A 26741-nucleotide genomic window follows, 5' to 3' on the forward strand; every position below is an offset into this window, starting at 1 on the left:
CGCCATCCGAGGAATGGAGCTCGCAAGAGGAGACGTAGGGCAAATATGCCGGGAGCAGCCCTCCATTATGAGGATCACTCCCGGCCGAGTTATCTGGGATACTAGAACATCAGGCCTGCGGCGAACAGGGCTGATCGCTGCCCAGTGTCGAGGCAAATGCCGATCGCGACGCCCGCTCCGCCTAACCGGAATCAGATCAGCAGGTCTGCGACGATCGGGTCGTTGGTGATGTCCTGGTAAAGAATGCCCTGCGCATCGAAGCGCTTGAGCAGGGCCTCGAAGTTCTCCGGCGCCTTGGTCTCGATGCCGAGGAGGATCGAGCCGAAGTCCTTCGCCGACTTCTTGAGGTATTCGAAGCGGGCGATATCGTCGTCCGGGCCGAGTACCCCAAGGAAATCACGCAGCGCGCCGGGGCGTTGGGCAAGGCGCAGGATGAAGTACTTCTTCAATCCCTCGAAACGCAGGGCGCGCTCCTTGACGTCTGGCAGGCGCTCGAAATCGAAGTTGCCGCCCGACGTGACGAGCACCACTGTCTTGCCCCTGATTTGAGGTGCAAGGTCGCGAAGCGCATCGACCGCGAGCGCGCCGGCGGGCTCCAGCACGATACCCTCGACGTTCAGCATCTCCAGCATCGTCTGGCAAAGCCGCCCCTCGGGCACGAGCGTGATGTCATCCGGCTTGAAGCGCGAAAGCGTCTCGAACGGCAGCCGGCCGATTTCGGCGACCGCCGCACCGTCAACGAAGCCCTCGATGGTCTTGAGGCGCGTCAGCTCGCCGCGCTCGATGCTGGTGCGAAGGCTCGGCGCGCCCAGCGGCTCGACAAAGCGCAGCGCTGGAGCAGGGTGCGAGCCATCGCTGACGAGGCGCGTTACGCCCGAGGCAAGCCCGCCACCGCCGACAGGCAGCACGAGAACGTCGGGACGCTCGTAACCGAGCTGACGGTCGATCTCGAGCGCCACCGAAGCCTGGCCCTCGATGATATCCTCGTGATCGAAAGGCGGCACCATCTCCGCCCCGGAGGTCTGGGCGTATGCCTTGGCGGCAGCGTAGCAATCATCGAAGAAATCGCCGACCAGCTCGATCTCGATGGCGCTACCACCGAAGACGCGCGTCTTGTCGATCTTCTGCTGCGGCGTCGTGACCGGCATGAAGACCCGGCCCTTCACGCCGAAATGGCGACAGGCGAAGGCAAAGCCCTGCGCGTGGTTGCCGGCGGACGCGCAACAGAAGGACGCTTCCCCGGCGCCGTCGGCAAGGCGCTTTCGCATGAAGTTGAAGGCGCCGCGGATCTTGTACGAGCGAACCGGCGTCAGATCCTCGCGCTTGAGGAAGACGCGGGCCCCGTAGCGGTTGGAGAGATGCTCGTTGAGCTGAAGGGGCGTCTCGGGAAAGAGCTCGCGCAACGCCTTTTCCGCATTTGAGACGCGGAGGGAGAATTCGGATTGAGACATGATCTTTTGAAACCGTGGGGCGGGCGAAGGGCCACGCCAAGGGACGTGCCAGCAGAACCGGCGGAAGAAGAGCATGTTCGCGGCGCTCGGCGGGAGCGCAACGCGAGCCGGTCGCGGCTCGGCGTCTGAGGATCGGGTCTCAGTGGTGCCGAGCGACGCCGGCGCCGATAATCAGGGACGCGACTCCGCCGATCGATGGAAAAGTCGTCATCGCACGCCCCCTTGCTCGAAGTTGAAGTCGTGCCGACAGGTGGCGCAGATTGCCCGCTTTGTAAAGCAGGCGTCCCATCTTTTTGTCGGCGACCGATCGACTATCCTTCCCCTCAGGATAATCAGGAGAAGCACCATGATCACGCCGCTCGCCGCGAAAGACGCCCCGGCCCGGACGAAGCCGAGCAACTATCCCGAGCCGTTCTATTCAATTGTGGCCGGCAGGAGGAAGCGCCCGCTCGGCGACCTCTTCGGCCTGACGAACTTCGGCGTCAACCTCGCGAGCCTGACGCCGGGAGCCGTTTCCTCCATCCATCATCACCATTCGCGGCAGGACGAGTTCATCTACATCATCGAGGGCACGCCCACCCTCATCACCGACGAAGGTGAATTTCGGCTGGAGCCCGGCATGGTCGCGGGATTTCCGGCGGGTGGAACCGCCCATCATATCGAGAACCGCGCCGATAGCGTCTGCGTCTATCTCGAAATCGGCGACCGCACGCCTGGCGACGACTGCACCTACCCGAACGACGATCTGAAGGTCACGAGCATCGACGGAAGCTTGATCTTCACCCACAAGGACGGCTCGCCGTATTAGGACCAGCAGACCTCAGAGAAACACGTCAACCAGGGAGAACGTCTCGACATCGACGAGCCCCTTGTCGGAAATCCTCAAGGAAGGGATCACGACGAGCGCCAGCAGAGAATGCTGCATGAAGGCGTTGTTGAGTGTACAGCCCGACTCCCGCATCGCCTCGATCAGGCGATCGGCCTTCCTCGCGACAATCTCGGAGCGCTCGTCGGACATCAGCCCTGCGATCGGCATCTCCACAAGCGCCCTCTCCTCGTCCTCGGCGAAGAAGGCGGCGCCGCCTCCCACCTCCGCGAGCCGGTTGGCGGCGAGAGCCATCTGCTGGCGGCAGGTGCCGACGACGATCATGTGATGCGAGTCATGAGCCACCGTCGAGGCCAGCGCACAGCGACCGCGATAGCCGAAGCCGGAAACGAACGCGTTGACGACGGCTCCGCTGCCGCGATGGCGCTCGACCAGCGCGATGCGGCAGACATCGTTCTGCCGATCGATGCCGATCACCCCTTTCTCAATTGGCAGCTCGGCGGTCAACGCCCGCGTCGGCGCCTGATTTTCCACGACGCCGATGACACGCACCTTCACCCGCTCCGGATGGTCCGCCGGGGGGGCGATCGCGAAATCCTCCTTGGTGAGCGCCTTACCCAGCTTGACCGTCGCCTTCGCCTCCTTGGGATAGGCATAGGCAGGTAGATCCACGCAAAGCGCCCCGCCCTTGGCGAGCTCGACACCGCGCCCGTAGACCGCGTCGATGGAGAGGGCCGCGAGGTCGGATACGATCAGGAAGTCGGCGCGCCGGCCCGGAGTGATCGAGCCGATCTCCCGCTCCAGCTTGAAATGCTCGGCCGTGTTGATGGTCGCCATCTGGATGGCGGTGATCGGCTTCAGCCCCTGCGCAATGGCATGGCGCACGACGCGATCCATATGGCCGTCACGCACCAGCGTGCCGGAATGGCTGTCGTCGGTGCACAGAATGAAGTGGCGCGAATCGAGCCCCATCTCGGTGACGGCGCGCACCTGCGCCGCCACATCGTACCAGGCCGAGCCGAGGCGCAGCATTGCCTTCATGCCCTGGCGCACGCGCGCCACCGCGTCCTCCATGCGCGTGCCCTCGTGGTCGTCCTCCGGCCCGCCGGCGGCATAGCCGTGGAACGCGCGGCCAAGGTCGGGCGAGGCATAATGCCCGCCCACGGTGCGTCCCGCGCGCCGCGTCGCGGCGATCTCTCCCACCATCGTTGAATCGTTGGCGGCGACGCCGGGAAAATTCATCACCTCGCCGAGACCGATGATCCCCGGCCAGCCCATCGCCTCCTCGACATCGGCGGGACCAAGCACGGCGCCCCCTTCTTCCAATCCCGGCGCCGAGGGCACGCAGGACGGCATCTGGACCCACACATTGGTCGGCTGAACCAGCGCGTCGTCGTGCATGAGCCTGACGCCCTCGAGGCCAAGGACATTGGCGATCTCGTGAGGATCGATGAACATCGATGTCGTGCCATGAGGGATGACGGCCCGGCAAAACTCCGTGACTGTCACCATTCCACTTTCGACATGCATGTGCGCGTCGCAAAGGCCGGGAACGAGATAGCGCCCGGCCGCGTCCACCACCTTCGTCCCCTCACCGATCGTGTGGCTCGCGTCCGGTCCGCAATAGGCGAAGCGCCCCGCCTTGATGGCGATGTCGGTCGCCGGGATGATCTCGCCCGAATGGACGTTGACCCAGCGTCCGTTCTTGACGACCAGATCGGCCGCCGCTCGTCCCATGGCGACATCCACGAGGCTCGGGGCGACGGACTCGAAGGCGGGAAATGGCTTTGCGGACGACATGGCAACCTCGAAAAACGGACAGCAATCTTGACCGGTAACTCTACCGACCAGCGGCGGCGGAACAAGACATGGCGGCGAGCATCCCCGCCCCAATCAGGCGCCAGGGGACAATGCGAAAGCGGCGGCCCGAAGACCGCCGCTTATATTCGATGGCCGAGGTGATCGGCGATCAGGCGAGGCGTTGGCGTGCAACCTCGAGCTTGGCCGCCTCGGCGCGATAGCTCTCCAGCTTCTCGCGCTCCTGTTCCACCACCTCTTCCTTGGCGTTGGCGACGAACTTCTCGTTTCCGAGCTTCTTCTCGATGCGTCCAACCTCATCGTTCGCCTTCTTCAACGCCTTGTCGAGGCGCGCTCTCTCCGCAGCGATGTCGATCATGCCTTCGAGAGGCAGGGCAAATGTCGCCCCGCCGACAATGATCTGCGCGGACTGAAGCGGCGCGCCTTCCACGATTGAGACACTCGACAGGCGCGCAAGTCGCTTCAACGCCGCATCGTGGCGCTCGAGCCGCTCCACCACCAGCGGCTCCGGCCGGATCGCCACCAGCGCGGCTTCGGCCGACGCCGGCACGTTCATCTCGGCGCGCACGGAGCGGATCTCGCTGACGAGGTCGATCAGCCAATTGATGTCATCCGCCGCCTGACTGTCGGCGAAGGTCAGCTCCGGCCATCGTGTGTGGCAGAGCAGCGCGTCGCGCGAGGCTCCGGTGGGCGCAGTGACGGTCCAGAGCTCCTCCGTCAGGAAGGGCATGAACGGGTGAAGCAGTGCATAGATACGGTCGAGGACGTGGCCAGTCACCGCCCGCGTTTCGGTCTGGGCCGCCTCGTCTCCCTCCAGGAAGACCGGCTTGGAAAGTTCGAGGTACCAGTCGCAGAAGAGGTTCCAGACGAAGCGGTAGAGCGCGCCCGCAGCTTCGTTGAAGCGATAGGTTTCCAACGCCGTCGTTACTGCCGCCGTGGTGCGGCCGAGCTCGGTCATCAGCCACCGGTTCAGCGGCAGCGTCAGCTTCTCCGGATCCACGGCGGCGCCATGGACGACGCCGTTCATCTCTGCGAAGCGCGTGGCGTTCCACAGCTTGGTGCCGAAATTGCGGTAGCCGGCGATGCGCTGCGGGTCGAGCTTCACGTCGCGCCCCTGCGCCGCCATGATGGCGAGCGTGAAGCGCAGTGCGTCGGCGCCGAACTCGTCGATGAGATCGAGCGGGTCGATGACGTTGCCCTTGGACTTCGACATCTTGGCGCCGTGCTTGTCGCGCACCAGCGCATGGACATAGACCGTGTGGAACGGCTCGGTCTTCATGAAGTGGGTGCCCATCATCATCATGCGGGCGACCCAGAAGAAGATGATGTCAAAGCCGGTGACCAGGACGCTCGTCGGATAATAGGTGGCGAGTTCCGGCGTCTGGTCGGGCCAGCCGAGGGTCGAGAAGGGCCACAGCGCGGACGAGAACCACGTGTCGAGCACGTCCTCGTCGCGCTTGAGGAAGCCCTCACGCTCGGCCGGGTCCTCGGCCATGACGCGCGCTTCTTCATCCGTGATGGTGCCGTTGACGACGTAATGGGCGAGCGCGGCGGCCACCGCCTCTTCCTCGGTCTTTTCGACGAACACCTCGCCATCCGGCCCATACCATGCCGGGATCTGATGGCCCCACCACAGCTGGCGGGAAATGCACCAGGGCTGGATGTTCTCCATCCAGTCGAAATAGGTCTTCTCCCAGTTCTTCGGCACGAACCGCGTCCGGTCCGCGCGGACGCTCTCGATCGCCGGCTTGGCCAGCGTCGCGGCGTCGACATACCACTGGTCGGTCAGGAACGGCTCGATCGGCACGCCGCCCCGGTCGCCATGCGGCACCATGTGAACATGGTCCTCGATCTTGGCGAGGTAGCCGCCCTCCTCCATCATCTCGACGACGCGCTGGCGCGCGAGGAAGCGATCCTGCCCGTCGAGCGCCTCAATGGTGCGCTGAAGGGCATCGGTGCGCTCTAGCCCCTCAAGGAAGTCGGGATTGCCGGCAAGCGTCACCGCCGCTTCGATGGTGAGGATGTTGATGCGTCCAAGATCGTTGCGCTTACCGACCTCGAAGTCGTTGAAGTCATGGGCGGGCGTGATCTTCACGGCGCCCGAACCGGCTTCCGGATCGGCGTAGTCGTCGCCGACGATCGGGATGCGCCGCCCGACCAAGGGCAGGATCACCTTTTCGCCGATCAGCGCCTGATATCGCTCATCCGACGGGTTCACCGCGACGCCCGTGTCGCCGAGCATCGTTTCGGGGCGCGTGGTGGCAACGACGATGAAGGTCGACGAATCCTCGGGATTGAAGACACGGCCCTCGATCGGATAGCGAAAGTGCCAGAGATGACCCTTCACCTCCTTCTGCTCCACCTCCAGGTCGGAAATGGCGGTGAGCAGCTTCGGGTCCCAATTGACCAGACGCTTGTCCTTGTAGATCAGCCCGTCCTTGTAGAGGCTGACGAAGACCTCACGAACGGCTCGCGACAGCCCCTCATCCATGGTGAAGCGCTCGCGCGACCAGTCGCAGGAGGCGCCGAGGCGCCGCAACTGCTTCAGGATCGTGCCGCCAGATTCACCCTTCCACTGCCAGACCCGCTCGACGAAAGCCTCGCGCCCCATGTCACGGCGACTTGGTTCGCCCCGCTGCGCGAGCTGGCGCTCCACGACCATCTGCGTGGCGATGCCGGCGTGATCGAGCCCTGGCTGCCAAAGCACATTTTTGCCGCGCATCCGCTCGAAGCGCACCAGCACGTCCTGGAGCGTATCGTTGAGCGCATGGCCCATGTGCAGCGAGCCGGTGACATTGGGCGGCGGAATGACGATCGAGAAAGCTTCCGCGCCGGGAGCGGCGCCCGCGCCGGAGCGAAACGCATTCGCGCTCTCCCAACGTTCGGCGATGCGCGGTTCGATGTCAGCGGCGTCGTAGGTTTTTTCGATCATGGCAGGTCCGGGAGAATTTGGCCGAGGACGGCGTCGAAAGGGGTTATCGTCAAGCCGGAAGGGCTGTCAACGCGAACCGTCGCTTCTCAATCGGGCAGCTTGCCACAGGATCCGTCTTTCCGGCATTTTCAAGCGGTTTTCCGCAAGGTAAAACGAGCCGTCGCCATGAAGGATAGAGCGTTCCATATTCACATAACCGGAGCGTCAGGTTCGGGAGTCTCAACCCTTGGCCACGCGCTCGCGGCACGCCTACAACTGACTCATCTGGATACCGACGATTTCTATTGGGAAGCCACCGATCCGCCCTACCAATTGAAGCGCCCCATCGACAAACGTTTGGACCGTATTCGCCGTGCTTTCGAAGAGGCGCATCAAGGCTGGGTGCTTTCCGGATCGCTGGATAGCTGGGGCGAGCCCCTCGTCAATCTCTTCGATCTTGTCGTCTTCATCGAAACGCCGGCAAAGGTTCGGCTGGAGCGGCTGCGGTCCCGCGAACTTGCCCGCCATGGAGCAGAGGCGCTGGCACCGGGTGGCGCGATGCACGCGACCCATACCGCCTTCATGGCCTGGGCTGCATGTTACGAACGCGGAGATCGCTCCGGCCGCAGCCTCACAGGACATCGCGCATGGCTGCAGGTCTTGCCTTGCCCCTGGCTTCACGTCGAAGGAATACGGCCGGTTGAAACTCTCGTAGAAGACATCGAAGCCGGCCTGGCGGAGCTCCAGACGTAGGGACCGAGAGTCGCCCAACTGCAATTGCACATTTTCCGCCGCTTCATTCTGCCGCAAAAGGTGACGCTTCGGTCTAGAGCCGAGACCTCTTCAGGCGGTGAGTTTTGCGGCAAAGCAGGCTGGCCCGTGCGTCATGCGCGGGCCAGCGATCCTTCTGTGTCAGGCCGTGCGTCGACCACCGCGAGCCACTCGCTCGATTTCCTCGCGCACCAGCCGCTCGACCATGCGCGGCAAATTGTCGTCCAGCCATTCCTGCAGCATGGGGCGCAGCATCTCTTGCGCCATCTGCTCCAACGAACGCAGCTCGCCCTCGCGGATCGCGCGGGAGAGTTCGTCGAAGGCGGCCGCGACCTCCTGTCCAGAACGATCCGATAGCAGAGGCGCATCCTCGCCCTGCGCGGCAGATGGCTCTCCGGCTGACGTCAGCCAAGCGGGGAGGCGAACATCGTTGGCCGCGGGCTCATGATTGGTCTGCTCAGGCTCATCGGCTTCCAAATCGGCAGCCGACGGAGAAGTCTCCGAAGCTGCTTCCTGCTGATGATCGACCTCGAAGGCCTGATAGCGCAGCTCGTCCGCCAGACGCTGGTCCAAATCCGCGTCGAGATCGGCCTGCGCGTCCTGCGATTCGTCCTCCTGGCTCCCGAATCCATGCGGGTCCTCGTAGGAAGACGCGGCCGCAGCCGGCTGCGGCGCACCGGACGCGCCCTCACCGGCCGCGCGGCGCACCGGCGGCACATCGCCCGCGTCCGACGAATAATCGATCCGGCTCGGCCGAAGCTCGGCCAAAACCCGGCCACCACCAAACTTGGACAGTCCGGACGCCGCAGATCGAGAAGCATCCGGCATCGGACGGCTCTCGTGAGCCGAGGTCATACTGCCCGTTGAATCCTGTTCGTCATCGGTTTGGCCGAGACGGCTCTCTTCGACCTCTGGTGCGACCGCGGTCCGAATCGCGTCCCCGGAAACCATTGATTCCTTCGCTCGATGATCGCGCGAAAGCTCCGCTGAAGGCTCGTTATGAACGGCACGAGACGTCTCGTCAGCCTTTAAAGCAGAGCCTGCCGAAGTCTGCGGTTGCCGGCGCCCTACTCCTCGATCGTCCCCGCTCTCGATGATCCGCCGGATAGACGCAAGGATTTCATCCATGGATGGTTCTTTGGCCGGAAGCGCTTGGCTCATCATTAAGCTCCGCATCATAATCTCTTCGACTGATCTTGAGCAGCCGAATCATACTCTTAAGACTAAACTGAAAACCCCGAGGATTGAATCCCCGGGGCCGCGGCTTTCCAGATTTCTACAGAAGATATTGAAGGTCAGCGCCCGTCCGGGGTGCGCAGCCCGCCCCACTTGTCCTCGACCGCCTTGTAATGGTCGTTCGGGTCATAGATCGCGACCGGCAGCTTCAGTCGCTGCGGCGTCAGATGACCAATTGCGGACGCCAGGGCATAACTGCCCACGACGACGTCGCGTCGAGCACCGGCCAGCAGGATCTGCGCCGTGATGACATCCGCCTGAGAGTTCAACACATCGAGAGTCGTGCGTTGACCCACGTTGCGCTCTTCGCTCACACCCTGGAGGGCGAGCTTGGCCGCCTCCACCTGGGAGCGATAGCCGGAGACGTTGGCGCGCGCAGCTTCCAACGTCGCCCAAGCGGTGGCCACGGCGGCCCGCACCTGGTCGCGCGCGGAATCGACCTCGATGCGGCGCTGACCAAGCGTCTCCTTGTACTGACGGACTTGCGAGGACGCGAGGCCACCCTGGTAGATGGGAATGGTCAATGTCGCGCCGACGGTTGCCGACAAGGCATTGCTGCCGGTCGAGCGCGAGCCGACGCCGGGCAAATCATTGGTGTGAGTCGTGGAATAGCTGTCTTCAACCTCACCCGTCAGCGAAACTTGCGGCAGCAAGGCGCCTTCGGCGGATTTGACCTGGAAAGATGCAGCATCGACGAGATGAAGCGTCGCCAGGATCGCGGGATGGTCTCGCTGCGAGATCGACAAGGCGGCATCGATGGACGGCGGCAAGACACCCGTCAGCGCTTCCGCTGCGGAAAGGCCCGTCGGCGCCGCTCCGACCACCTGAAAATAGGTCGCCTCGCTGCTGGCGACCTGTGCCAGGGCCGAGTTGAGCGTCGCCGTGGCAAGCGCCCTTTCCGCCTCGGCCTGCGCAACGTCGGTGCGCGTGCCCTCACCAACGTCGAGGCGGGCGCGAGCGGCCCTCACCTGCTCCTCCAGAAAGCTCAGATTCTGGCGCCGAAGCGAAGCGATTTCGCGATCACGGACGACGTCCATATAGGCCGAAACCGTATCAGTGAACGTATTCTGGACGCTGTTGGCGAGATTCTCCTGCCCCGCGAGAACCCGCGCTTTCGCAGCCCTGACGTTGTTCGGCGTCTGAAAACCGTCAAAGAGCGCCTGGTTGAGCTGAACGCCAAATCCATAGCCGAGGCTTCTGGAGTTGTAGTCGCTGGAACCATATTGGCTGTGCGTCGTTAAGGTGTGGTTCGCGTTGGCGCGCCCCACCGCGCTGATGAAAGGCCTAAGACCCGACTTTGCCTGAGGTACTGCCTCGTCCGTCGCCCGCTGCTCGGCGCGAGCCGCGTTGAGGGACTGATTGTTGTGATAGGCCTTGGCCAACGCGCCACGAAGGGTTTCCGCATCTGCCGCGACCGCGCCGCTGAGAATGGTGCCGGCGGTCAGCGCCACCGCTAGCCAAAATTTAGCTTTCACTGCTCTATTCTCCGCATTGACGCCGCTCACAACCATGGAGAGAGCCGTTCGGCGACATTCATCGAACCGATCGGTTCTATGCACTCAAATAGCCGACAGCGAAACGTCTCGTAAACGGTTTGCGGACATTTTCTTCCGACTGTGGCCGCATCGGAACAGACGAATTGCGGTTCGAGCCGCGCCGATTCCACACACACCCCGCCCGTTGACAGGCCGCTGCCCTCTGCGAATTGATACACTATCAAGGAGGAGCGAGGCTGTACGCCTTCGCGCGCCTGCGGCAACCTTTTTGCAGGACGTCATCCCGCATAAGGTTGCCGCAGGCGCAAAGGCAGAACCGATGATTGCCACCTATGGCAGGCGGCAGGTTCGCGGTCTTCAGAAGACGAAAGTGGCCTTCTTCTCAAAGCCTGGCAGCGGCTTGACCGCGCAATTGAAGGCAAAGCGGCCCGAGACGATTCCTTCGTCCTTCATGTAAAGACGGGCCATGGCTGAGTTGCCCACGCCTTCGACGACGACCAAACGCCCACCATCGCGGAGTTGATCGAAGAAAGCGTCGGGCAATTCCATCACCGCTCCCTCGATGACGATCACATCGTAAGGCGCCTCCGACGGGTAGCCCTCGTTGAGCGGCCCCTCGACGACCACGACATTGACCAGTTCGAGCCGGGTCAGCGTTTCCATCGCGGCTGCCGCCAGCTCCGGGTCCGATTCGAGCGCCACCACTGAGCCCGCGAGATGCGAAATGATTCCCGACGAATAGCCGGTTCCGCATCCGACATCGAGCACGACGTCGCGCGGGCCGATAGCCGCGAGCTGGATCAGCTTGGCGAACGGCGAGGGTTCCATGAGATAGCGCCCTCGGCCGATCGAGACATCCTCGTCGATATACGCCAGGGGCCGCTGCGCGGTGGGAACGAATTCTTCACGCGGAACGGTGAGTAGCGCCTCCAGAACCTTATAGTCCGTGACGTCGGTGGTCCGGATCTGGTTGTCGACCATTGCGGTTCTTTGAGTGGCGAAGTCCATGACACAGCCGATTTTCGCGATGAACACCGCTCGTTCCTTAGTCGCCGTTACGTCTGTGTGCAAGCTCGCCCCGCCGACGCTCAAGGTCGGGTTCGATGAGCAGCCGCATCAGACGCCAGAATAGGCGCACCATGGCGCCGGCGCGGGTTGCAACGGGCCCCCGGCGCCACGAGACATGGGAGTAGCGCCCCCTGCCCGCATAGCACCGGTCAGATCAGATCCTGCCCCTCATCGACGATGAGGTTCCAAGGGCCAACCCCGGCAGCGACGACATGCGGACCATCCGGCCGCAAAGCCCACTCCACGAATTCGAGCGCGTGCCCGACGTCGGGCACCGCAGGCATATCGAGAGCCGCCAGCGGGTTGAGCCGTGCGAGGTCGACCGCCTCCGAGAGCGTCAGGTCGAGCCAGTTAATCACGTTCCGGACGACCTGTTCCATCGTTGCGGAGGAGCCGCCGAGATAAGGCGATCCGGGCTCGCGCACGACACCGTCCGCGCAACGCTCGATCTCGACGTCACCAAGCGTGTAGATGCCGGGTTCGGCGGCGGCGCCCGCCGTCGCGTCCGTCACCAGGACCGACCGCTCCGCTCCTTTGGCTCTCAGATAAAGGCGCGCCATGTAGGGAGGGATATGGATGCCGTCTGCGATGAAACTGGCGAAGAGGTGGTCCTCTCCCAGCTGAGCGAAGAGCGGATTGTCGTTCTTCGGAAGAAGGTGAGCGATGCCGTTGCCGAGATGGGTGGACATGCGCGCACCCGCCGCGACCGCAGCCTCGACCACCTCGCGCCCCGCGTTGGTATGGCCGAGCGCCACCGAGATGCCACGCCTCGCCGCCTGCGGAATGAGTTCCAGCACGCCCTCGCGCTCCGGCGCCACCGTCAGAATGCGGATCGGACGGACCAGCCCATCGGCCAAGCGATCCAGCACGCCCGCGTCACCCGCGCGCATCTGGTCCTTTGGGTGGCAGCCGGCATAGCCCTCCTCCGGCGAAAGAAACGGACCTTCGACGTGATAGCCCCGGACCATCCATGGCCCCAGACGCGAAGCCGCGACGGCCGCATCGAGAGCGCGAAGGCGCCGCGACATGACGTCGACAGAGCTGGTGATGATCGTCGGTAGGCATTGTGTCGCGCCATGGGCGAGCATAGCCATCAGAGCGGCGTCCACATCGTCGGGCGTGAGCGTCTCGCTGTTGAAATCGACGCCGCCAAAGCCGTTCACCTGGATATCGACGAGACCAAGCGTGCGGATGGCATCGTGCTCCGCCGGAACAGAAGTTGGTCGCCGCTTCAGGACGCGCCCTGCCCCGTCCGTGAGGAACTCGAAGGAGCCGAGCCTCTTGCCCGCCATCACGGTCAGGGCGCGCGGCTGATCGTCTCTGCGCTCTAGCTTCATGATGTCACTCCCGCCCGCGCACATCCGCCGAACGAGCTTTCAGCAGAGACGCGGCATCCTCGTCGAGGAACATTCCGCAATCGGGATGAGTGCGCAGGATCGAGGCCGGGACCGCGTTGGTCAGCGGTCCCTCCAGCGCCTTGGCGACGGCATCGGCCTTGCGCGCATCGGGCACCGTCACGATCAGCTTGCGCGCCGCGAGGATGCGCCGAACGCTCATCGAGATCGCCTGAGTGGGCACGTCGTCGAGGGTTGGAAACCAGCCTTCCCCCATCTGCTGACGGCGGCAGGCCTGGTCGAGCGTGACCACCAGATAAGGCTTGTCGGTTTCAAAATCGGCCGGCGGATCGTTGAAGGCCAGATGCCCGTTCTCACCGATGCCGATGAAGGCGACGTCGACGCTCGCGCTTCCGATCAGACGGTCCAGCCGCGCCGCCTCTGCATCGGGGTCGGAGGCCTCGCCGTCGATGTAATGGAAGGCCGCCGGACCGCCCGGTACGCGTTCGGCAAAACGCTCCTTGAGAAATCGCCGGAACGAGGCGCCATGGCTGACCGGCAGGCCGATATATTCGTCGAGGTGGAAGCAGGTCACGCGCTGCCAGTCGATGTCCGGCGCGGCGACCAACGCCTCGAGCATCTCGAATTGGCTGGTGCCGGTGGCAAGCACGATGGTCGCGGCGCCTTGTTGCTTCAGGGCTTCACGGATGCGTGCGGCTCCGGCCGACGCGGCCGCCACTCCCATCTCGCGCCGGGACGATAGAATGGAGATGTCCAAGACTGTTCTCTCTGATCACAATGTTCTGGAAGGCCGGTGGAGCCGACCGCGTCAGGCCAAGTGCCGGACGCGGGGAATGAACTTTTCCTCGAGCGCCCTGTTGGCCTCGTCTCCGCCCGGCATGTTGGCGCTGCGCCAAAGAGGCGGCGTCATGCCCGTGGCAGCCAACCGCTTCACCGTCTCGATCATCAGAAGATTGATCGTGAACGCATTGCAGAAGGTGGAGGTTGGCCCGGTCTTCTCCGCAACCCCGTCGATTTCCATGACGGCATCGCCCAGCGGCAAACGGCAGTCGAGGAAGTGGTCGACCTCGCGATAAAGCACCTTGCCGGAAGGATGGCGCGCCGGATGATCCGCAGGCAAGCTGTCGGCAAAGGAGTGCGAGGTGATCCCGATGGATGCCATGCCGCGCGCGCGGGCTTCCAACGCCACGTCGATACACATCGAATTGACGCCGTAGGCGTTCACGATGACGATGATCTCGCCGGGGGTCCGGCCGACGCGATAGGAATCGAGAACCTTCGCCGCATAGCCCGGCGTCCGCTCGATGATGTTGGAGCGCTTGGCGCCGTGGATGAGGTTGAAGCCGGCGTCGAGGATCGCGTTGATCGGAGCCAGACCGCCAGCGCGCCAGAGCACCTCCTCCGCCGCCATGCTGGAATGGCCGCCCGGCCCGATGACGTGGATCAGCTGGTCTCGGCGGATCGCGTCGGCCACGGCTTCGGCCGCCGCCTCGATGGCGTCCGCGCCCTCGAGGATTTCATCCATCAGGCCAGAGATCCGGTTCTTGTACGTCCGGAATTCTGCGTTCTCAGTCATTGGATATGTCCTTTTGAAGCTCGGGCCGGAGGAAAGCGGAAACGATCCGCTCCACGGCGGAGACCAGCATGAGCGCACCACAGGCGGGCGCCGCCGCATAGGCGTAGCCGGTCGGGAAGTCCCAGGTGTCGAAGGGAACGCGCATCCGCTTGTCGGCGATCTCCCAGCCCTTGACGACAAGGAGCACGAAGAAGGCGGCGGCCGCGATGTCGAGTGCGATGTCGAGCCAGCGCCGGGGTGCCGGCGACAGCCCGGCCACGAAATAGTCCATCGTCAGATGCGCGCGGAGGTGAAACAGCACCGCCGTTCCGAGGAACACGCCCCAGACGAAGAGCAGCCGCACGAGGTCCGGCGCCCATAGCCAGGTTGTGCCAACAAAGTAGCGAAGCCCGATCTGGATAACGAAGAGCATGAAGATGACAGTGAAGATGACGCCGACGAGGACTTCGATCCCGCGATAGGCGATGTCGAGCATGGCTTTCATGAAACCCTCCCTCACCCGAAGATCAGGTCCGGCAGCCAAGTCACCAGCGCCGGCACATAGGTGCAGAGAATGAGAACGCCGAGCAGCATGGCGGTGAACGGCCAGATGGCGCGGACCAGTTCGCCGAACGGCATCTCCGCGATCTTCGCCTCGAGGAAGAGAAGCACCCCGATCGGCGGCGTCAGCAGCCCGATCATCAGGTTCATCACCACGATGACGCCGAAGTGGGTTGGGTCGATCCCGAGCTGAACGGCCACCGGCAGAAGCACGGGAAAAAAGATCAGCATCACCGGGATGGCATCGAGGATGCACCCCATGATCAGGAAGAACACGTTGACCAACAGCAGGAACCAGAACCGGTTCAGCTCCCAGGCCGCCAATAGATCGGCCAGCTTCTGCCCGAGCTGCTCATAGGCGACGATATACTGATAGAGACCGACGACGGCGAAGACGATCATGATCGAGGACGAGAACACCGCCGAATGGGTGAAGATGCCCAAGAGGTCGCGAAGCCGGATCGAGCGGTAGATGAACAGCGAGATCAAAAGGATGTAGGCGATCGCCAGAACCGACACCTCGACCAGCGTCACCACGCCGAAGATGACGCCGGACAGGATGATCAGCGGTGCCACCAGCGCGAAGATCGAATCCCGCAAGAGCGGCTTCAGCGTCGACCAGCCGATTTCGCTGCGCACGACGGGATAGTTCCGGCGGCGGCTGACGATGCCGATCAGAAGCAGAAGAGAGACGGCCATGAGCAAGCCGGGAATCACGCCGCCGACGAACAGGCGGCCGATGGAGATCCCGCTGATGACGCCGATGAAGATCATTGGGATGCTGGGCGGGATGATCGGCCCAATCACCGCTGCCGCACCGTTGACGGCAGCAGAAAACGGCTTGTCGTAGCCCCTCTCGCGCATGGCCGGGAGCAGCACGGAACTCACGGCGCTGGCGTCTGCGACGGCCGAGCCGGAAACGCCGGCCACAATCACGTTGACCACCACCGCGACATAGGCGAGCCCGCCTCGCAGCCGCCCGACGAAGTAGTCGACGAGCGCCGTGAGCTTGGCCGTCATGCCGGCTCTGTTCATGAGCTCGCCGGCGAGAATGAAGAACGGGATCGCAACGAGCGTCGACGAATCGACACCGCCGACCATGGTGGAGGCGACAATCCTAAGGGAAATGTCACCCTGGATCAGGATGTAGAGAACCCCGCTGATCCCCATGGCGAGCCAAATGCTCATGCCGAAGCCGATGAGGACGAAGAGGATCAGGAAAAGGACAATGATCACGGAGCACCTGCCGATGTCGGCCGGATCGTCCGGGGCCGGGCTCCGCCACGAACGCTCCCCTGATACGATCTCATCCGATTTCTTTGGAGCGCGACCGCGCCTACTGAACCGCCTTGATCTCTTCGACCAGGCCCTTCGGCCAGAGCTTGCCCTCGAACTCGTCGAAGGCTCCCGCCAGCGCATCGCGTATGTCGTTCAGATCGGGATCCGTGATCACCGTCATCGACTTGCCGAGCTTGTCGTAGACCTGCGACATCTGCTCGTGCAGAAGCTTGGTCTCATATTCGCCGGCCTTGTCGGCGGCCGAGCGGATCATCTTCTGATCGTCCGGGGAAAGCTCATCCCAGAAGTCCTGGCCGGCGTAGAAGGTCTCGATATCGCGGATGTAGTCCGTCTTGATGTAGTACTTCTGGACCTCGTAGAGGCTGCTCGAGTCAACGACCATCGCCCCGTTCTCCTGAGCATCGACGACGCCCGTGCGCAGCGCCATGTAGAGCTCGGAAAACGGCACCTGCTGGGGCAGCGCGCCCAGCGTCGTCATGGCCTTCAGCACCGTCGGGCTCGACGCGGTCCTGATCTTCAAGCCCTTGAAATCCTCCGCCTTGCGGACCGGCCGGTCCGTCGTCGTCAGACCACGGGGCGTCGTGTCGCCGTTGATGGCGACGATCTTGATGCCCGTCTCCTCTTCCGCCTTCTCGATGATCGGCTTGAAAAAGTCCGCATCGAGCGCCGCCTTCATATGCTCGTAGTCGCGGAAGAGGAACGGCAGCGCCGTGACCTCGAAGGGCTCGCCTCCATCAATCCAGGCAAAGGTGTTGATGCCGCCATAGACCATCTGAAGGTCGCCGGTCTGCATCTGAACGAACATCTCCTTAGGCCCGCCGAGCACGCTGTTGGGATAGACCTGCACCGTAAACTTGCCGCCTGATTCGGCCTCCACTAGCTTGGCGAACTCCAGCGCGGCCAAATGGGTCGGATGATCCGTGTTCCGGATGTGGCCAAGACGGATGACTTGCGCCACGGCGTCGGAGAGCCCAGCGCCCCCGATCAGCAGTGCCAGACTCAGAATGGGTACGCTAATCTTCATCATGCCGACCTCCTATTACGGCCATCCTCTGCCGCATCTATTTACTAACACGGCGTGTTATTAAATGTCCAGGCGCTTCTGGCTTTTCAATGTGCAGGATATGAGAGGCCGTCGACGAACGGCATGGGAAGAATGGAATGCTGGTTCTCCTTGAGGACATCCCGGCCGAGGGGCAGACCCGGCCAGCGGACCGGGCGAAGGCTCAGCTCTTTTATGAACTCGCCAAGGGCTCGACGACGCGCAAGCGCCTGGCGAGCGGCCTGGGCATTCGCCCTTCGACGGTGTCCCAGTTGATCAGTGAAATGATCGCGGATGGGCTTATCGCAGAAGGAAACGTTGCCGCGTCGACACGGAAGGGCCGCCCGGAGATTCCGTTGGAGGTCGTTTCCGACAGGGTGGCGATCCCCGTGCTGTTCATGGTGTCCGATCGCATTCGAGGCGTCCTGGTGGATATCGCAGGCAATCGGTTGGCGGCGACGGAAACCCGCCTCAGCGCTGATGAGGCAGACAACGAGACGCTTCTCGATGCCTTCGCCCGCGTGGCCGTGGCACTGGTCGCAAGCAAGCCGGAGCACGCCCGCATTCCCGCGCTCGGGATATCCATCCCAGGAATCGTTGACCGGACGGCGCGCCGCTGGATCTATGCCGCGCGTTGGCCGCGCATGGCGGGCGTCGATTTTGCCGATCTGGAAAGACGGCTGAAAATCCCGGTGCGGATCGAGCGCAATCTCAACGTCGAGCTGCGCGCCCGGCTTCAGCGGCGCCAGGACGAGCGGACGCAAAGCGTGCTGTTCGTCCATTGGGGCTACGGTATCGGCTCCGTGTTCGCGCAGAACGGACGCATTCTCGAATCATCGATCGGTGGGCTCGGCGAGTTCGGCCATTGGACCGTCGTGCCCCACGGGGACCATTGTCTCTGCGGACAGGCCGGTTGCCTCGAAACCGAGGCGGCGCTCTGGGCGCTGCTGCCGCGTCTTCAGAAGGAGCACCCGGAGGTCCCGTCGGAAGAATGGGAATTCGAAACCTTCCTGCGGAAGATCGACCCCTGTGAGATGCGGGAACTGCGGGGCGCCCTGGATGTGTTCTGCCGGGCGCTTCGGAACCTCTATATGGTCTTCTTCCCCGACCGGATCGTGCTGACGGGCCCTTTCGTCCAGCAGCCATCCATCATGACGCGCCTTGAAGCCGACTTTCACGGCAATATCCCGCCTTACGCCAAGGGGCGCGTGACATTGCGTGCGGCACGACCGGGCGTCGACGACGAGATCGTCGGCACGGCGTTGCCCTTGCTGCGCGCCGAACTTGGCCGCCTGCTCTCCGCCCACGACTCTACGGCTGCGTCGAAGCAGTAAGTTGAGGCAAGAGCGGGTGAACGAAAACTCGCAACGACGCCAGGAGCACCCGAGACGTTGGCGGTCGATGAGCGCCCGATCTCGGAGGCCTGCCAACAAGCTGATGTGCTGAACACAAAGATGCCGTCCGGTGCATGAAATTCACCGGCCAACGCTTTGAAATAACAGCTGAAAAATCGGATGGAGGCCTCGGAGGGAATCGAACCCCCGTACAAGGATTTGCAGTCCTCTGCGTAACCACTCCGCCACGAGGCCCCAACGGCGCCCTACCTACTGGCACGTATGGCGTTTCGCAAGGGGGCTTGCGACGGCATTGTGAAAAACGTTCGCGGCGGATTCGCGCAAGCCGCATCAGCCCGCAAGCCTCCGAAGCCGACGTTAGTCGTCCAGCTCGACCCGGCGGAAGAAGGCTTCGACGATGCCATAGATACCGAACGCGATGAGTCCGAGCCCCATGGCCGAAAGAAGCGCCCAGCCAAAGGGCCAAGAGGCGATTGCTTCCAGCGCGGCGCTGAGACCCGGCGTTTCGCCGCTGGAATAGGAGGCAGCTCCCCTGACAAACAGGAAAGCGATAACGAGAAACGTGATTCCTCGCGCAATGAGCCCGATCCTGCAGATCGGGACGATCCAGGAGGAATGCGCGTTGGGCAGCGACATGTACTTGAGGAAGCCCGCTTTGATGCCTTTCACGATGATCGCGAGGCCGACGCAGGCCACCACGGCCCCGGCGAGATAGGTCGCAGCCTGTCCGAATCCGGCCTCGTAGGCCTTGGTGATGAACCCTTCGGAGGAGCCGCCGTCCGACGATGAAGCAAGCCCGATAACGTGCTTCACTGTCCACAGCGCGAGCGCTCCGTAGGTGACGGCGCTGGCGAACAGCCCCGCCCGGATCGCCAACGCCTTGACGTCTGTCCCATGATGATCGGCATCGAACAGGCTTTGGGCGATGCGCCAGATGACGAAAGCGGTCAAAGCGACGGCAAGAACCGCCAGCGTGATCGTTCCGAAGGGAGAGCCGAAGATTTCCTGCAGGGCATCCTTGGAGTCCATCGCCCGGCCGCTTGCGTAAGCCGCCCTGAAGGCAAAGCCGCCGATGATGAGAAAGACGAGCCCTCGCGCGCCATATCCGCCGCGGGCCAAGACCTCCACGACATCCGCCCCCGAACGCACGATCTCTCTCTGGCTCATCGTTCACCTCTTCAAGTGGTGTCGATCAACCGTTCGTGAGCTTTGAGGTTCCGAACTCTGTCAGTTGGGCGAAGAGCGAATCGCGCCCGGAAACCCTCAGCCAATTTCCGTCGAACTGGTGGCGGAACCATGTTTCCTGGCGCTTCGCATATTGGCGCGTTCGATCAACCGCGCGCTGGCGAGCCTCGGCAAGCGTCCCGAGACCGTCGAGATAACGTCCCAGTTCCTCGACGCCGATCGCCTTTCTGGCTGTGCCGCCGAGAGCGGCCGGATAGGCCACGCGAAAGGCGGCCACTTCCTCGACGGCTCCTTCTTCGAGCATGATGTCGAAACGCGCAGCGATGCGCTCGCGAAGTACAGCGCGCTCCGGCGTTAGAACCACCTTCAGTGTCTTCTCAGCATCCAGGAGCGCCTGCCCTTTGCCCGACTGAAAGGCCGAGATCGGCTTTCCTGTCGCCTCGACCACCTCCAACGCTCTCAGGACACGCTGGCTGTCACCGGGCGACAGCCGTGAGGCTCCTTCCTTGTCGAGGGAAGAGAGCCGGGCGTGAAGCGCGTCGGCGCCTTCGGCGGCGAAAATGGCTCTCATCCTCCCGCGAACTTCCGCCGGAATAGCCGGCATGGCATCGAGCCCGCCGAGCAGTGCGCGAAAGTAAAGGCCCGTGCCGCCGCAGAATATCGGAACGCGCCCCTCGGCTCTGATCTCCTCGACCGCCTGGGTTGCCTCGCGCAGCCAGGCGCCGACCGAATAGGGGCTTTCTGGCGCAATGTGGCCGTAGAGCCGATGCGGCGCCCTCGCCTCCTCCACCGGGTTCGGCCGCGCCGTGACGATCCGCAGTCCGCCATAAACCTGCATCGAATCCGCGTTGACGACGACGCCGCCGACGAGGCTGGCCAACTCGACGGCGAGGGGCGACTTGCCGCTGGCGGTCGGCCCCGCTATCAGGATTGCGTCTTTTCCCCGCAGCAAAGAGCTTATCCCCGTCATGGTCGTGGTCACGCTGATCTCCGAACGTTCACGCGCCGGCCTGAGCGGGTCCGTTGCCGACAAGGTCGCTCATTGCCTGGGCGGGGCCTCGCCGATCTGGCTGGAGCCCGAGGTCGCCGCTGATTTTCTCCCAGACACCGAACCCTCGGACGAAGCCCTCGCCGAGGTTCGCGCCCTTGCCGATGCCTCCGCGCTCGACTGCGTGGTGCAAAAGGTCGAGGGCCGGCGCAAGCGGATTCTTCTCGCCGACATGGATTCCACCATGATCGGACAGGAATGTATCGATGAGCTCGCCGCCGAGATCGGCATCAAGGAGAAGGTCGCCGCCATCACCGCCCGCGCCATGAACGGTGAAATCGCCTTCGAGCCGGCGTTGCGCGATCGCGTCGCCCTGCTGCGAGGTCTCCCGGAGGCGGTCATCGCCGAGGTTATCAGGAAGCGCATTACCCTCGCCCCCGGCGGGAGGGAGCTGGTCGCAACCATGCGCGCGCACGGCGCACACACGGCCCTCATTTCCGGTGGCTTCACCACCTTCACGGCCAAGATTGCAGCCATGCTCGGCTTTCACGAGGATCGCGCCAATCGGCTCATCGTCGAAGACGGCAAGCTCGCAGGACGCGTGGAAGAGCCCATTCTCGGCCGGGACGCAAAGCTCGCCGCGCTTCACGACATCGCGCAGAAGCTCGGCGGCTCGGTTGAGGACGCCGTGGTGGTTGGCGACGGCGCCAATGATCTCGCCATGATTCAGGCCGCCGGAATGGGCGTCGCGCTGCATGCCAAGCCAGCCGTCGCCGCAGCCGCGCCGCATCGGATCGATCACGGCGACCTGACGGCGCTGCTCTTCATCCAGGGCTATCCCCGGTCCGACTTCGTCGGCTGACCCGCCGCGCGGTCACAGGCGCTCCTACTCCAGCGGCAGTACGATGAAGCGAAGGTCGCCGGTGTTGGAGGCGATCAGCATCAGCGCGTTCTTGCGCCCTTGAGAACGCAGCGCCGCGATTTTTTCACGGACCTCCTCCGCGCTCGTTACCGCTTCCTGTGCCACTTCCTTGATGACGCTGCCAGGAACGATACCCTTTTCGGCAGCGGTCGACCCGGCATCGACCGCCGTGATGACCACACCAGCCAGATCCTCCGAAAGATCGAAGAGTTCGCGCTTCTCCTTGTCGATGTCGGAAATGCTAAGGCCGAGAACCTCGCCGGTCGTAGCGTCGCCATTGCTGGCGCCCGAGTCCCCGGCCCCATCCTTGGCCGTGATCATCTTCTCGCCGTCCTCAAGCCGCCCCAGCGTCACCTCGACGGTACGCTGCTCAGCCGCAGTCTCGCGCGATGCCTTGCGGATCACGCCGACCTCGACCGCCTTGCCCACCTTGGTCTCCGCGACCATACGCGGCAGGTCATGAGAACTCTCGACTGTCTTGCCGTCGAACGACACGATGATGTCGCCAACCTCGAACTTACCGTTGTCGGAAGGCCCTCCTGGCACGACGCCCATCACCAGCGCGCCTTTGGCCTGATCGAGGCCGAGGCCTTCCGCGATCTCGGGCGTCACCTCCTGAAGGCGGATGCCGAGCCAGCCGCGCCGCGTCTCGCCGAACTCGCGCAACTGGCCGATGACATTGGCCACGAGCGAGGAGGGAATGGCGAAGCCGATGCCGATCGAACCGCCGGAGGGCGAGATGATCGCGGTGTTCACGCCGATCACGTCGCCGTTCATGTTGAACAGCGGGCCGCCGGAATTGCCGCGGTTGATCGCCGCGTCCGTCTGGATGAAATTGTCGTAAGGCCCGGCGTTAATATTTCGTCCCCGGGCGGAGACGATGCCGACCGAAACGGACCCGCCGAGGCCGAAGGGGTTGCCGATCGCCATCACCCAATCGCCGATCCGCAGCCTTTCCGAATCGCCAAAGTGGAGAGCCGTGAGCGGCTTCTTTGGCTCGACTTTCAGGAGAGCGAGATCGGTCTTCTCGTCCGTGCCCACCACTTTCGCGTCGAGCTGGCTACCATCGGTCAGGTTGACCGCAATCTCGTCCGCATCGGCGACGACATGGTTGCTGGTGACGATGTAGCCGTCGGGATCGATGATGAAGCCCGAGCCCAGCGACTGCACCTTTCGCGAGCCGTCATTGTCGCGCATCAGGTCATCGAAGAAATCTTGTAGCGGAGAGCCGTCCGGCGCATCCGGCGGGGCGATGCCGGGATTGGGGTTATCCACCCGCTGCGACGTCGAGATATTCACGACGGCATCCATCAGCCCTTCGGCCACGTCCGCGACCGAGGCGGGACCGCGCTGCATCGAGGAGGAAGGAGCCGGCGTGAGGGCGGGCGCCGCCGGACTTGCCGGCGCGGGGCTCATCGCTCCCGGAACCTGGGCGGCGGCGGATATCGCGCCGGCGGCGGAAAACCCGACAACGGTCGCCATGGCGATCAGGCGGGTGCGGCGGAAGGGTCCGGTCATCTAAGCGTCCTCTCGATCGACAAGAGCAGCATGCCATCGGCGTTTTCCGACAGATGTCGGCCAGCTCGATTCGACGCAAGCCGATAAAAGCGCCCGAATCAAGGGGACGGAGCCTCGCGGCCGGGATACAGCCGCGAGGGAATTCGGATCAGGCGTGGCGGATCAGCCAGACCAGCGCAACACCCAGAAGGGCGGCGAAGAGACCGCCCCAGCGCAGATGCGCCTCCGGAACGTCCTGAATGCTTCGCCCCATCTTGCGGATCGCTTCGGGAAGGAGGGCGTAGAGAACGCCCTCGATTACCAGAACGAGCCCGATGGCGACGAAGAAGTCGCTCACTGGGCGGCCGGAGCCTGACCAGCGGGCTCAGCCTCGGTCGGAGCAGACGGCGCGCCACTTGGCGTCGCGGGCGCGACATCTGCCTCGGGTGTCGCCGGTGCCGGTTCCGAAGCACCGGATTCGGCACCCGCCGGGGCCGGCGCGCCATCCTGTGTCGGGGCAGCGGCAGCTTCACCCGAGGACGTCGCCTGAGACGACCGCGCGGGAGCCGCCGAGGATCCACCCACCGCCCCGCCAGGCTCACCCGGCGAGCGGAAATAGCGGAAGAACTCGGAGTCCGGCGAAAGCACCATCGTCGTGCCGTTGCCCGCGAGCGCGTTTCTGTAGGCCTCCATCGAGCGATAGAAGTCGAAGAACTCGGGGTTCTGCGCAAAGGCTTTGGCGAAAACGGCCGCGCGCTGGCCTTCGCCCTCACCGCGCAGGATTTCCGCCTCGCGCTGCGCGCTTGCGATGGTTTCGACCACCTGGCGGTCCGCCGCGGCGCGAATGCGCGCACCGGCTTCGCGGCCCCGCGCCCTCAGACGCTCCGCCTCCGCGAGACGCTCGGCCTGCATGCGCTGATAGGTCTGCTGCGAAACCTCGCGCGTCAGATCCGTGCGGCGGATGCGGACATCCTCCAGCGCGATACCAAGCGAGGCGGCATCCGGGCGAAGCTGATCGCGCACTTCGCGCATCATGTCGCCACGTTCCGCCGAGAGGGCGGCCTCGAAGCCACGCAGGCCATAGGTGCGGCGCAGAGCGGAGTCGAGACGGGTCCGCAGACGCTGTTCCGCCTGAGGAATCGAACCGGAGACAGCCTGACGGAATCTTGCCGCATCCTCGATCTTGTAGACCAGGAAGGCATCGACCTCGTAGAACTTGCCGCCCGAAACCTGAACGCGGATATCGTCCAGATCAAAGCGAAGCAGTCGGTCGGGAAGCACCTGGACGCGGTCCGCGCCGGCAAAGCCGAAGGGCATCTTGAAGTAGAGCCCCGGCTCTTTGACCACCCGGCGGATTTCGCCGAAGCGAAGAACGATGGCCTGCTCTTTCTCGTTGACGATGAAGAGCGAATTCCAGAACAGCAGGAGGGCCGCGGCGACGACGATGAGGCCGGCATAGAAGCGGTTGGTCATCAGTTGCCCCCCTGGGTCGCGGTCGTGCCGTTGCCGCTCTGCGAGGTCGCCGGCTGGGTATTGCGGCGCTTCGCCAGTTCATCGAGCGGCAGATATGGCACGACGCCTTGGCCGCCCTCCGCCGTCGGCTCGATGATGACCTTGTCGGAGTGGCTGAGAACGCCTTCCATCGTCTCCAGGAAGAGACGCTTCTTCGTAACATCCGGCGCCTTGTCGTACTCGTTCAGAACCGAAATGAAGCGCTGCGCCTCACCCTCGGCCTCCTGCACGACGCGAGCCTTATAGCCCGCCGCCTGCTCGCGAACCTTCGCGGCTTCGCCGCGCGCCTGGCCGAGCTGCTCGTTCTGATAGCGGTTGGCCTCCTCGACGAAACGGTCCTCGTCCTGCTCGGCGCGCTGCACCTCGTCGAAGGCATCGGCCACCTCGCGCGGCGGGGCCGCGTCCTCGATGGCGATCGCGTTTACCCGCAGTCCGGCCCCGTATTCGTTGAGCGTGTCCTGCACGATGGCGCGCACCTCCTCGGCGATACCGGCACGGTCGTCGCGGAAGACGTCCTGGACGGGGCGCCGGCCAACGACCTCACGCATCGCGCTCTCCGCCACCTGCTGGAGCATGCCGGCAGGGTCGAGCACGTTGAAGAGATAGTTGCGCGGATTATCGACCTGATAGAGGACGGAGAACTGAACATCGACGATGTTCTGGTCGCCGGAGAGCATCAGTCCGCTGCTGTCGCGCGTCTGGCTGTTGCCGATGGCGATCTGGCTTTCCACGGTCGGCACCGTATCCACCGTCTCGATCGGCCAAAAAACGAAGTGAAGCCCCGGCTGAGACAATTCGTCCTTCGGCTTGCCGAAGAGCATCTCGACGCCGACCTCGTCCGGCTGGACGGTGTAAACCGAGTTGAATACCCAGACCACGGCGAGCGCCGCAACGGCGAGCGCGCCGACCAGCGCCGCGCCGGTCGCGTTACCACCACCGCCGCTGCCGCCCGGCATGGCGCGGCGCAGTCTGTCCTGTCCCCGGCGCAAAATCTCCTCGAGATCGGGTGAGTTGCCATTGCCGGGGCGCGGGCCTTGCGGCCCCTGGCCCCATGGCCCTCCGCCGCCTCCTTGCCAGCCGCCTCCGGTCTGATTGCTCCAGGGCATTTATGTCCTCTTACAAGCCTGATGCACCACACGCCTCGGCTGCTTCGCAGCCGCGACACGCCAATGCCGTGACGAAGTAGAAAGGTTTGCGCTGGATGAGCTCTTCCGGTCGCGCCGGCCGTGCTCGGCCTGTCGTGCCGCCCCTCTCGTCTTCCCTGAGGCTTCTAATAGTAACTGCGCCAGCCCCTTTCAACGAGCGCGGGCGGCTTTTCGTACGGTGCTGGTAAAGACTCTCCGGCGGCCAAGGCAGGCTGTCGAAGCCATTCTCACCGCCGGTCGAAGACTAGAAACCGCATCGCCGCAGAATCCTTCTCGGTTGCGGGGACCGTTTCGTCTTGAACTTTCAGCCAGATGCCTTCGTCGATGTCAGGAAATCTGGCGTCGCCCTCTGGCGTTGCGGCGACAAGTGTGACGTAGAGTCGTTCGGTGCGATCGAGAAAGAGCCGATAGATTTCGCCGCCGCCCGCGATAACAATCTCGTCAGAGCCGCGCCCAGATGCCAAATCGCGCGCCAGCGTCAACGCATCGTTAGGCGAAGCGGCCAAATGAGCCCCTGCGACGGGAAGTGCCGCTTGGTGCGACAGCACGATCGTGTCACGTCCATCAAGGATACGCCCGATCGATTCGAGGGTCTTGCGCCCCATGATCATGGGTTTTCCCATGGTCAATCGGCGATAGCGCTTGAGGTCCGTCGGCAGGCGCCAGGGCATTGCCCCCTGCCGACCGATGATGCCGTTCTCGGCCATTGCGACCACGGCGACGATCCTAGGCTCGCTCATACCGCTGC

The 26741-nt window shown here is 63.8% G+C and carries 23 protein-coding genes and 1 tRNA gene; 4 read left to right on the forward strand and 20 right to left on the reverse strand.

Annotation, left to right across the window (positions count from 1 at the left end; translation table 11 throughout):
- Positions 1–191 precede the first annotated feature (191 nt).
- Positions 192–1451 (reverse strand): threonine ammonia-lyase IlvA, encoded by a 1260-nt coding sequence (gene ilvA, locus B5D38_RS10670; RefSeq protein WP_078708406.1) that lies wholly within the window; start codon positions 1449–1451, stop codon positions 192–194.
- Positions 1452–1797: 346 nt separating this feature from the next.
- Here ilvA and B5D38_RS10675 point away from each other — a divergent pair, with 346 nt between their 5' ends.
- Positions 1798–2259, forward strand: a complete 462-nt coding sequence (locus tag B5D38_RS10675; RefSeq protein ID WP_078708407.1) for a cupin domain-containing protein — start codon at positions 1798–1800, stop codon at positions 2257–2259.
- A 12-nt stretch (positions 2260–2271) separates the two neighbouring features.
- On the opposite strand, the gene ade is transcribed toward B5D38_RS10675, so the two are convergent.
- Positions 2272–4077 (reverse strand): adenine deaminase, encoded by a 1806-nt coding sequence (gene ade, locus B5D38_RS10680; RefSeq protein ID WP_078708408.1) that lies wholly within the window; start codon positions 4075–4077, stop codon positions 2272–2274.
- A 169-nt stretch (positions 4078–4246) separates the two neighbouring features.
- On the reverse strand, positions 4247–7027 hold the full coding sequence (locus B5D38_RS10685; RefSeq protein WP_078708409.1) for a valine--tRNA ligase: 2781 nt from the start codon (positions 7025–7027) through the stop codon (positions 4247–4249).
- Positions 7028–7126: 99 nt separating this feature from the next.
- On the opposite strand from B5D38_RS10685, the gene B5D38_RS10690 reads away from it, so the two are divergent.
- Positions 7127–7759, forward strand: coding sequence for an AAA family ATPase (locus B5D38_RS10690; protein ID WP_342587354.1), 633 nt, complete (start codon positions 7127–7129; stop codon positions 7757–7759).
- A 159-nt stretch (positions 7760–7918) separates the two neighbouring features.
- Here the strand turns inward: B5D38_RS10690 and B5D38_RS10695 are convergent, their stop codons facing one another.
- The 9 genes from B5D38_RS10695 to B5D38_RS10735 all read right to left on the reverse strand — a co-directional run bounded on the left by B5D38_RS10695 (position 7919) and on the right by B5D38_RS10735 (position 17374).
- Positions 7919–8956 carry a PopZ family protein gene (locus B5D38_RS10695; RefSeq protein ID WP_425349328.1) on the reverse strand — a complete coding sequence of 346 codons (1038 nt, stop codon included), beginning with the start codon at positions 8954–8956 and terminating at the stop codon, positions 7919–7921.
- A gap of 116 nt (positions 8957–9072) precedes the next feature.
- Positions 9073–10488, reverse strand: a complete 1416-nt coding sequence (locus tag B5D38_RS10700; protein WP_425349329.1) for a TolC family outer membrane protein — start codon at positions 10486–10488, stop codon at positions 9073–9075.
- A 378-nt stretch (positions 10489–10866) separates the two neighbouring features.
- A complete protein-coding gene (locus B5D38_RS10705) occupies positions 10867–11517 on the reverse strand; it encodes a protein-L-isoaspartate O-methyltransferase family protein (protein ID WP_078708503.1) in 651 nt (216 codons plus the stop codon).
- A 209-nt stretch (positions 11518–11726) separates the two neighbouring features.
- Positions 11727–12914, reverse strand: coding sequence for an N-acetylglucosamine-6-phosphate deacetylase (locus tag B5D38_RS10710; RefSeq protein WP_131829902.1), 1188 nt, complete (start codon positions 12912–12914; stop codon positions 11727–11729).
- A gap of 4 nt (positions 12915–12918) precedes the next feature.
- Entirely contained in the window at positions 12919–13689 is a 771-nt protein-coding gene (locus B5D38_RS10715) for a glucosamine-6-phosphate deaminase (RefSeq protein WP_245319119.1), read from the reverse strand.
- Between the two features lie 51 nt (positions 13690–13740).
- Positions 13741–14508 carry a sugar isomerase domain-containing protein gene (locus B5D38_RS10720; RefSeq protein ID WP_165690834.1) on the reverse strand — a complete coding sequence of 256 codons (768 nt, stop codon included), beginning with the start codon at positions 14506–14508 and terminating at the stop codon, positions 13741–13743.
- Positions 14501–14992, reverse strand: a complete 492-nt coding sequence (locus B5D38_RS10725; RefSeq protein WP_078708413.1) for a TRAP transporter small permease — start codon at positions 14990–14992, stop codon at positions 14501–14503. The genes B5D38_RS10720 and B5D38_RS10725 overlap by 8 nt, the downstream gene beginning before the upstream one ends.
- Before the next feature lie 11 nt (positions 14993–15003).
- Entirely contained in the window at positions 15004–16284 is a 1281-nt protein-coding gene (locus tag B5D38_RS10730; RefSeq protein WP_165690835.1) for a TRAP transporter large permease, read from the reverse strand.
- A gap of 100 nt (positions 16285–16384) precedes the next feature.
- Positions 16385–17374, reverse strand: coding sequence for a TRAP transporter substrate-binding protein (locus B5D38_RS10735; protein WP_078708415.1), 990 nt, complete (start codon positions 17372–17374; stop codon positions 16385–16387).
- A 134-nt stretch (positions 17375–17508) separates the two neighbouring features.
- On the opposite strand from B5D38_RS10735, the gene B5D38_RS10740 reads away from it, so the two are divergent.
- Complete coding sequence (locus tag B5D38_RS10740) at positions 17509–18723, forward strand: ROK family transcriptional regulator (RefSeq protein WP_078708416.1); 1215 nt, start codon at positions 17509–17511, stop codon at positions 18721–18723.
- Between the two features lie 181 nt (positions 18724–18904).
- Here the strand turns inward: B5D38_RS10740 and B5D38_RS10745 are convergent.
- The 3 genes from B5D38_RS10745 to miaA form a co-directional block, all read right to left on the reverse strand.
- Positions 18905–18978, reverse strand: a tRNA-Cys gene (locus B5D38_RS10745).
- 123 nt (positions 18979–19101) lie between these two features.
- Complete coding sequence (locus B5D38_RS10750) at positions 19102–19911, reverse strand: DUF1206 domain-containing protein (protein ID WP_078708417.1); 810 nt, start codon at positions 19909–19911, stop codon at positions 19102–19104.
- Positions 19912–19936: 25 nt separating this feature from the next.
- The gene (miaA, locus tag B5D38_RS10755) at positions 19937–20899 is read right to left on the reverse strand and encodes a tRNA (adenosine(37)-N6)-dimethylallyltransferase MiaA (RefSeq protein WP_078708418.1); all 963 of its coding nucleotides are present in this window, start codon (positions 20897–20899) and stop codon (positions 19937–19939) included.
- On the opposite strand from miaA, the gene serB reads away from it, so the two are divergent.
- Positions 20898–21779, forward strand: a complete 882-nt coding sequence (gene serB / locus B5D38_RS10760) for a phosphoserine phosphatase SerB (RefSeq protein ID WP_078708419.1) — start codon at positions 20898–20900, stop codon at positions 21777–21779. The two genes, miaA and serB, sit on opposite strands and share 2 nt — an antisense overlap.
- Positions 21780–21803: 24 nt before the next feature.
- Here the strand turns inward: serB and B5D38_RS10765 are convergent, their stop codons facing one another.
- The 5 genes from B5D38_RS10765 to B5D38_RS10785 all read right to left on the reverse strand — a co-directional run bounded on the left by B5D38_RS10765 (position 21804) and on the right by B5D38_RS10785 (position 26733).
- On the reverse strand, positions 21804–23357 hold the full coding sequence (locus B5D38_RS10765; RefSeq protein ID WP_078708420.1) for a DegQ family serine endoprotease: 1554 nt from the start codon (positions 23355–23357) through the stop codon (positions 21804–21806).
- 148 nt (positions 23358–23505) lie between these two features.
- On the reverse strand, positions 23506–23694 hold the full coding sequence (locus B5D38_RS10770) for a DUF2065 domain-containing protein (protein WP_078708421.1): 189 nt from the start codon (positions 23692–23694) through the stop codon (positions 23506–23508).
- Positions 23691–24809: a protease modulator HflC gene (hflC, locus tag B5D38_RS10775; protein WP_078708422.1), complete on the reverse strand. Its 1119-nt coding sequence runs from the start codon at positions 24807–24809 to the stop codon at positions 23691–23693. Before hflC ends, B5D38_RS10770 begins: the two co-directional genes overlap by 4 nt.
- A complete protein-coding gene (hflK, locus tag B5D38_RS10780) occupies positions 24809–25954 on the reverse strand; it encodes an FtsH protease activity modulator HflK (RefSeq protein ID WP_078708423.1) in 1146 nt (381 codons plus the stop codon). Before hflK ends, hflC begins: the two co-directional genes overlap by 1 nt.
- Before the next feature lie 266 nt (positions 25955–26220).
- Positions 26221–26733 carry a dihydrofolate reductase gene (locus B5D38_RS10785; RefSeq protein ID WP_078708424.1) on the reverse strand — a complete coding sequence of 171 codons (513 nt, stop codon included), beginning with the start codon at positions 26731–26733 and terminating at the stop codon, positions 26221–26223.
- Positions 26734–26741 lie beyond the last annotated feature (8 nt).

The sequence above is a fragment of the Consotaella salsifontis genome (genome assembly GCF_900167365.1).
GTDB classification, from domain to species: domain Bacteria; phylum Pseudomonadota; class Alphaproteobacteria; order Rhizobiales; family Rhizobiaceae; genus Consotaella; species Consotaella salsifontis.

Bases quoted from the DNA above. Each gene is read 5' to 3' on its own strand.
- B5D38_RS10725 (WP_078708413.1), bottom strand. From the start codon at position 14,992: ATGAAAGCCATGCTCGACATCGCCTATCGCGGGATCGAAGTCCTCGTC.
- B5D38_RS10705 (WP_078708503.1), bottom strand. From the start codon at position 11,517: ATGGACTTCGCCACTCAAAGAACCGCAATGGTCGACAACCAGATCCGG.
- B5D38_RS10675 (WP_078708407.1), top strand. From the start codon at position 1,798: ATGATCACGCCGCTCGCCGCGAAAGACGCCCCGGCCCGGACGAAGCCG.
- hflC (WP_078708422.1), bottom strand. From the start codon at position 24,809: ATGACCAACCGCTTCTATGCCGGCCTCATCGTCGTCGCCGCGGCCCTC.
- B5D38_RS10695 (WP_425349328.1), bottom strand. From the start codon at position 8,956: ATGATGCGGAGCTTAATGATGAGCCAAGCGCTTCCGGCCAAAGAACCA.
- hflK (WP_078708423.1), bottom strand. From the start codon at position 25,954: ATGCCCTGGAGCAATCAGACCGGAGGCGGCTGGCAAGGAGGCGGCGGA.
- B5D38_RS10785 (WP_078708424.1), bottom strand. From the start codon at position 26,733: ATGAGCGAGCCTAGGATCGTCGCCGTGGTCGCAATGGCCGAGAACGGC.
- B5D38_RS10735 (WP_078708415.1), bottom strand. From the start codon at position 17,374: ATGATGAAGATTAGCGTACCCATTCTGAGTCTGGCACTGCTGATCGGG.
- ade (WP_078708408.1), bottom strand. From the start codon at position 4,077: ATGTCGTCCGCAAAGCCATTTCCCGCCTTCGAGTCCGTCGCCCCGAGC.
- miaA (WP_078708418.1), bottom strand. From the start codon at position 20,899: ATGACGGGGATAAGCTCTTTGCTGCGGGGAAAAGACGCAATCCTGATA.
- ilvA (WP_078708406.1), bottom strand. From the start codon at position 1,451: ATGTCTCAATCCGAATTCTCCCTCCGCGTCTCAAATGCGGAAAAGGCG.
- B5D38_RS10685 (WP_078708409.1), bottom strand. From the start codon at position 7,027: ATGATCGAAAAAACCTACGACGCCGCTGACATCGAACCGCGCATCGCC.
- B5D38_RS10710 (WP_131829902.1), bottom strand. From the start codon at position 12,914: ATGAAGCTAGAGCGCAGAGACGATCAGCCGCGCGCCCTGACCGTGATG.
- B5D38_RS10740 (WP_078708416.1), top strand. From the start codon at position 17,509: ATGCTGGTTCTCCTTGAGGACATCCCGGCCGAGGGGCAGACCCGGCCA.
- B5D38_RS10720 (WP_165690834.1), bottom strand. From the start codon at position 14,508: ATGACTGAGAACGCAGAATTCCGGACGTACAAGAACCGGATCTCTGGC.
- serB (WP_078708419.1), top strand. From the start codon at position 20,898: ATGGTCGTGGTCACGCTGATCTCCGAACGTTCACGCGCCGGCCTGAGC.
- B5D38_RS10750 (WP_078708417.1), bottom strand. From the start codon at position 19,911: ATGAGCCAGAGAGAGATCGTGCGTTCGGGGGCGGATGTCGTGGAGGTC.
- B5D38_RS10765 (WP_078708420.1), bottom strand. From the start codon at position 23,357: ATGACCGGACCCTTCCGCCGCACCCGCCTGATCGCCATGGCGACCGTT.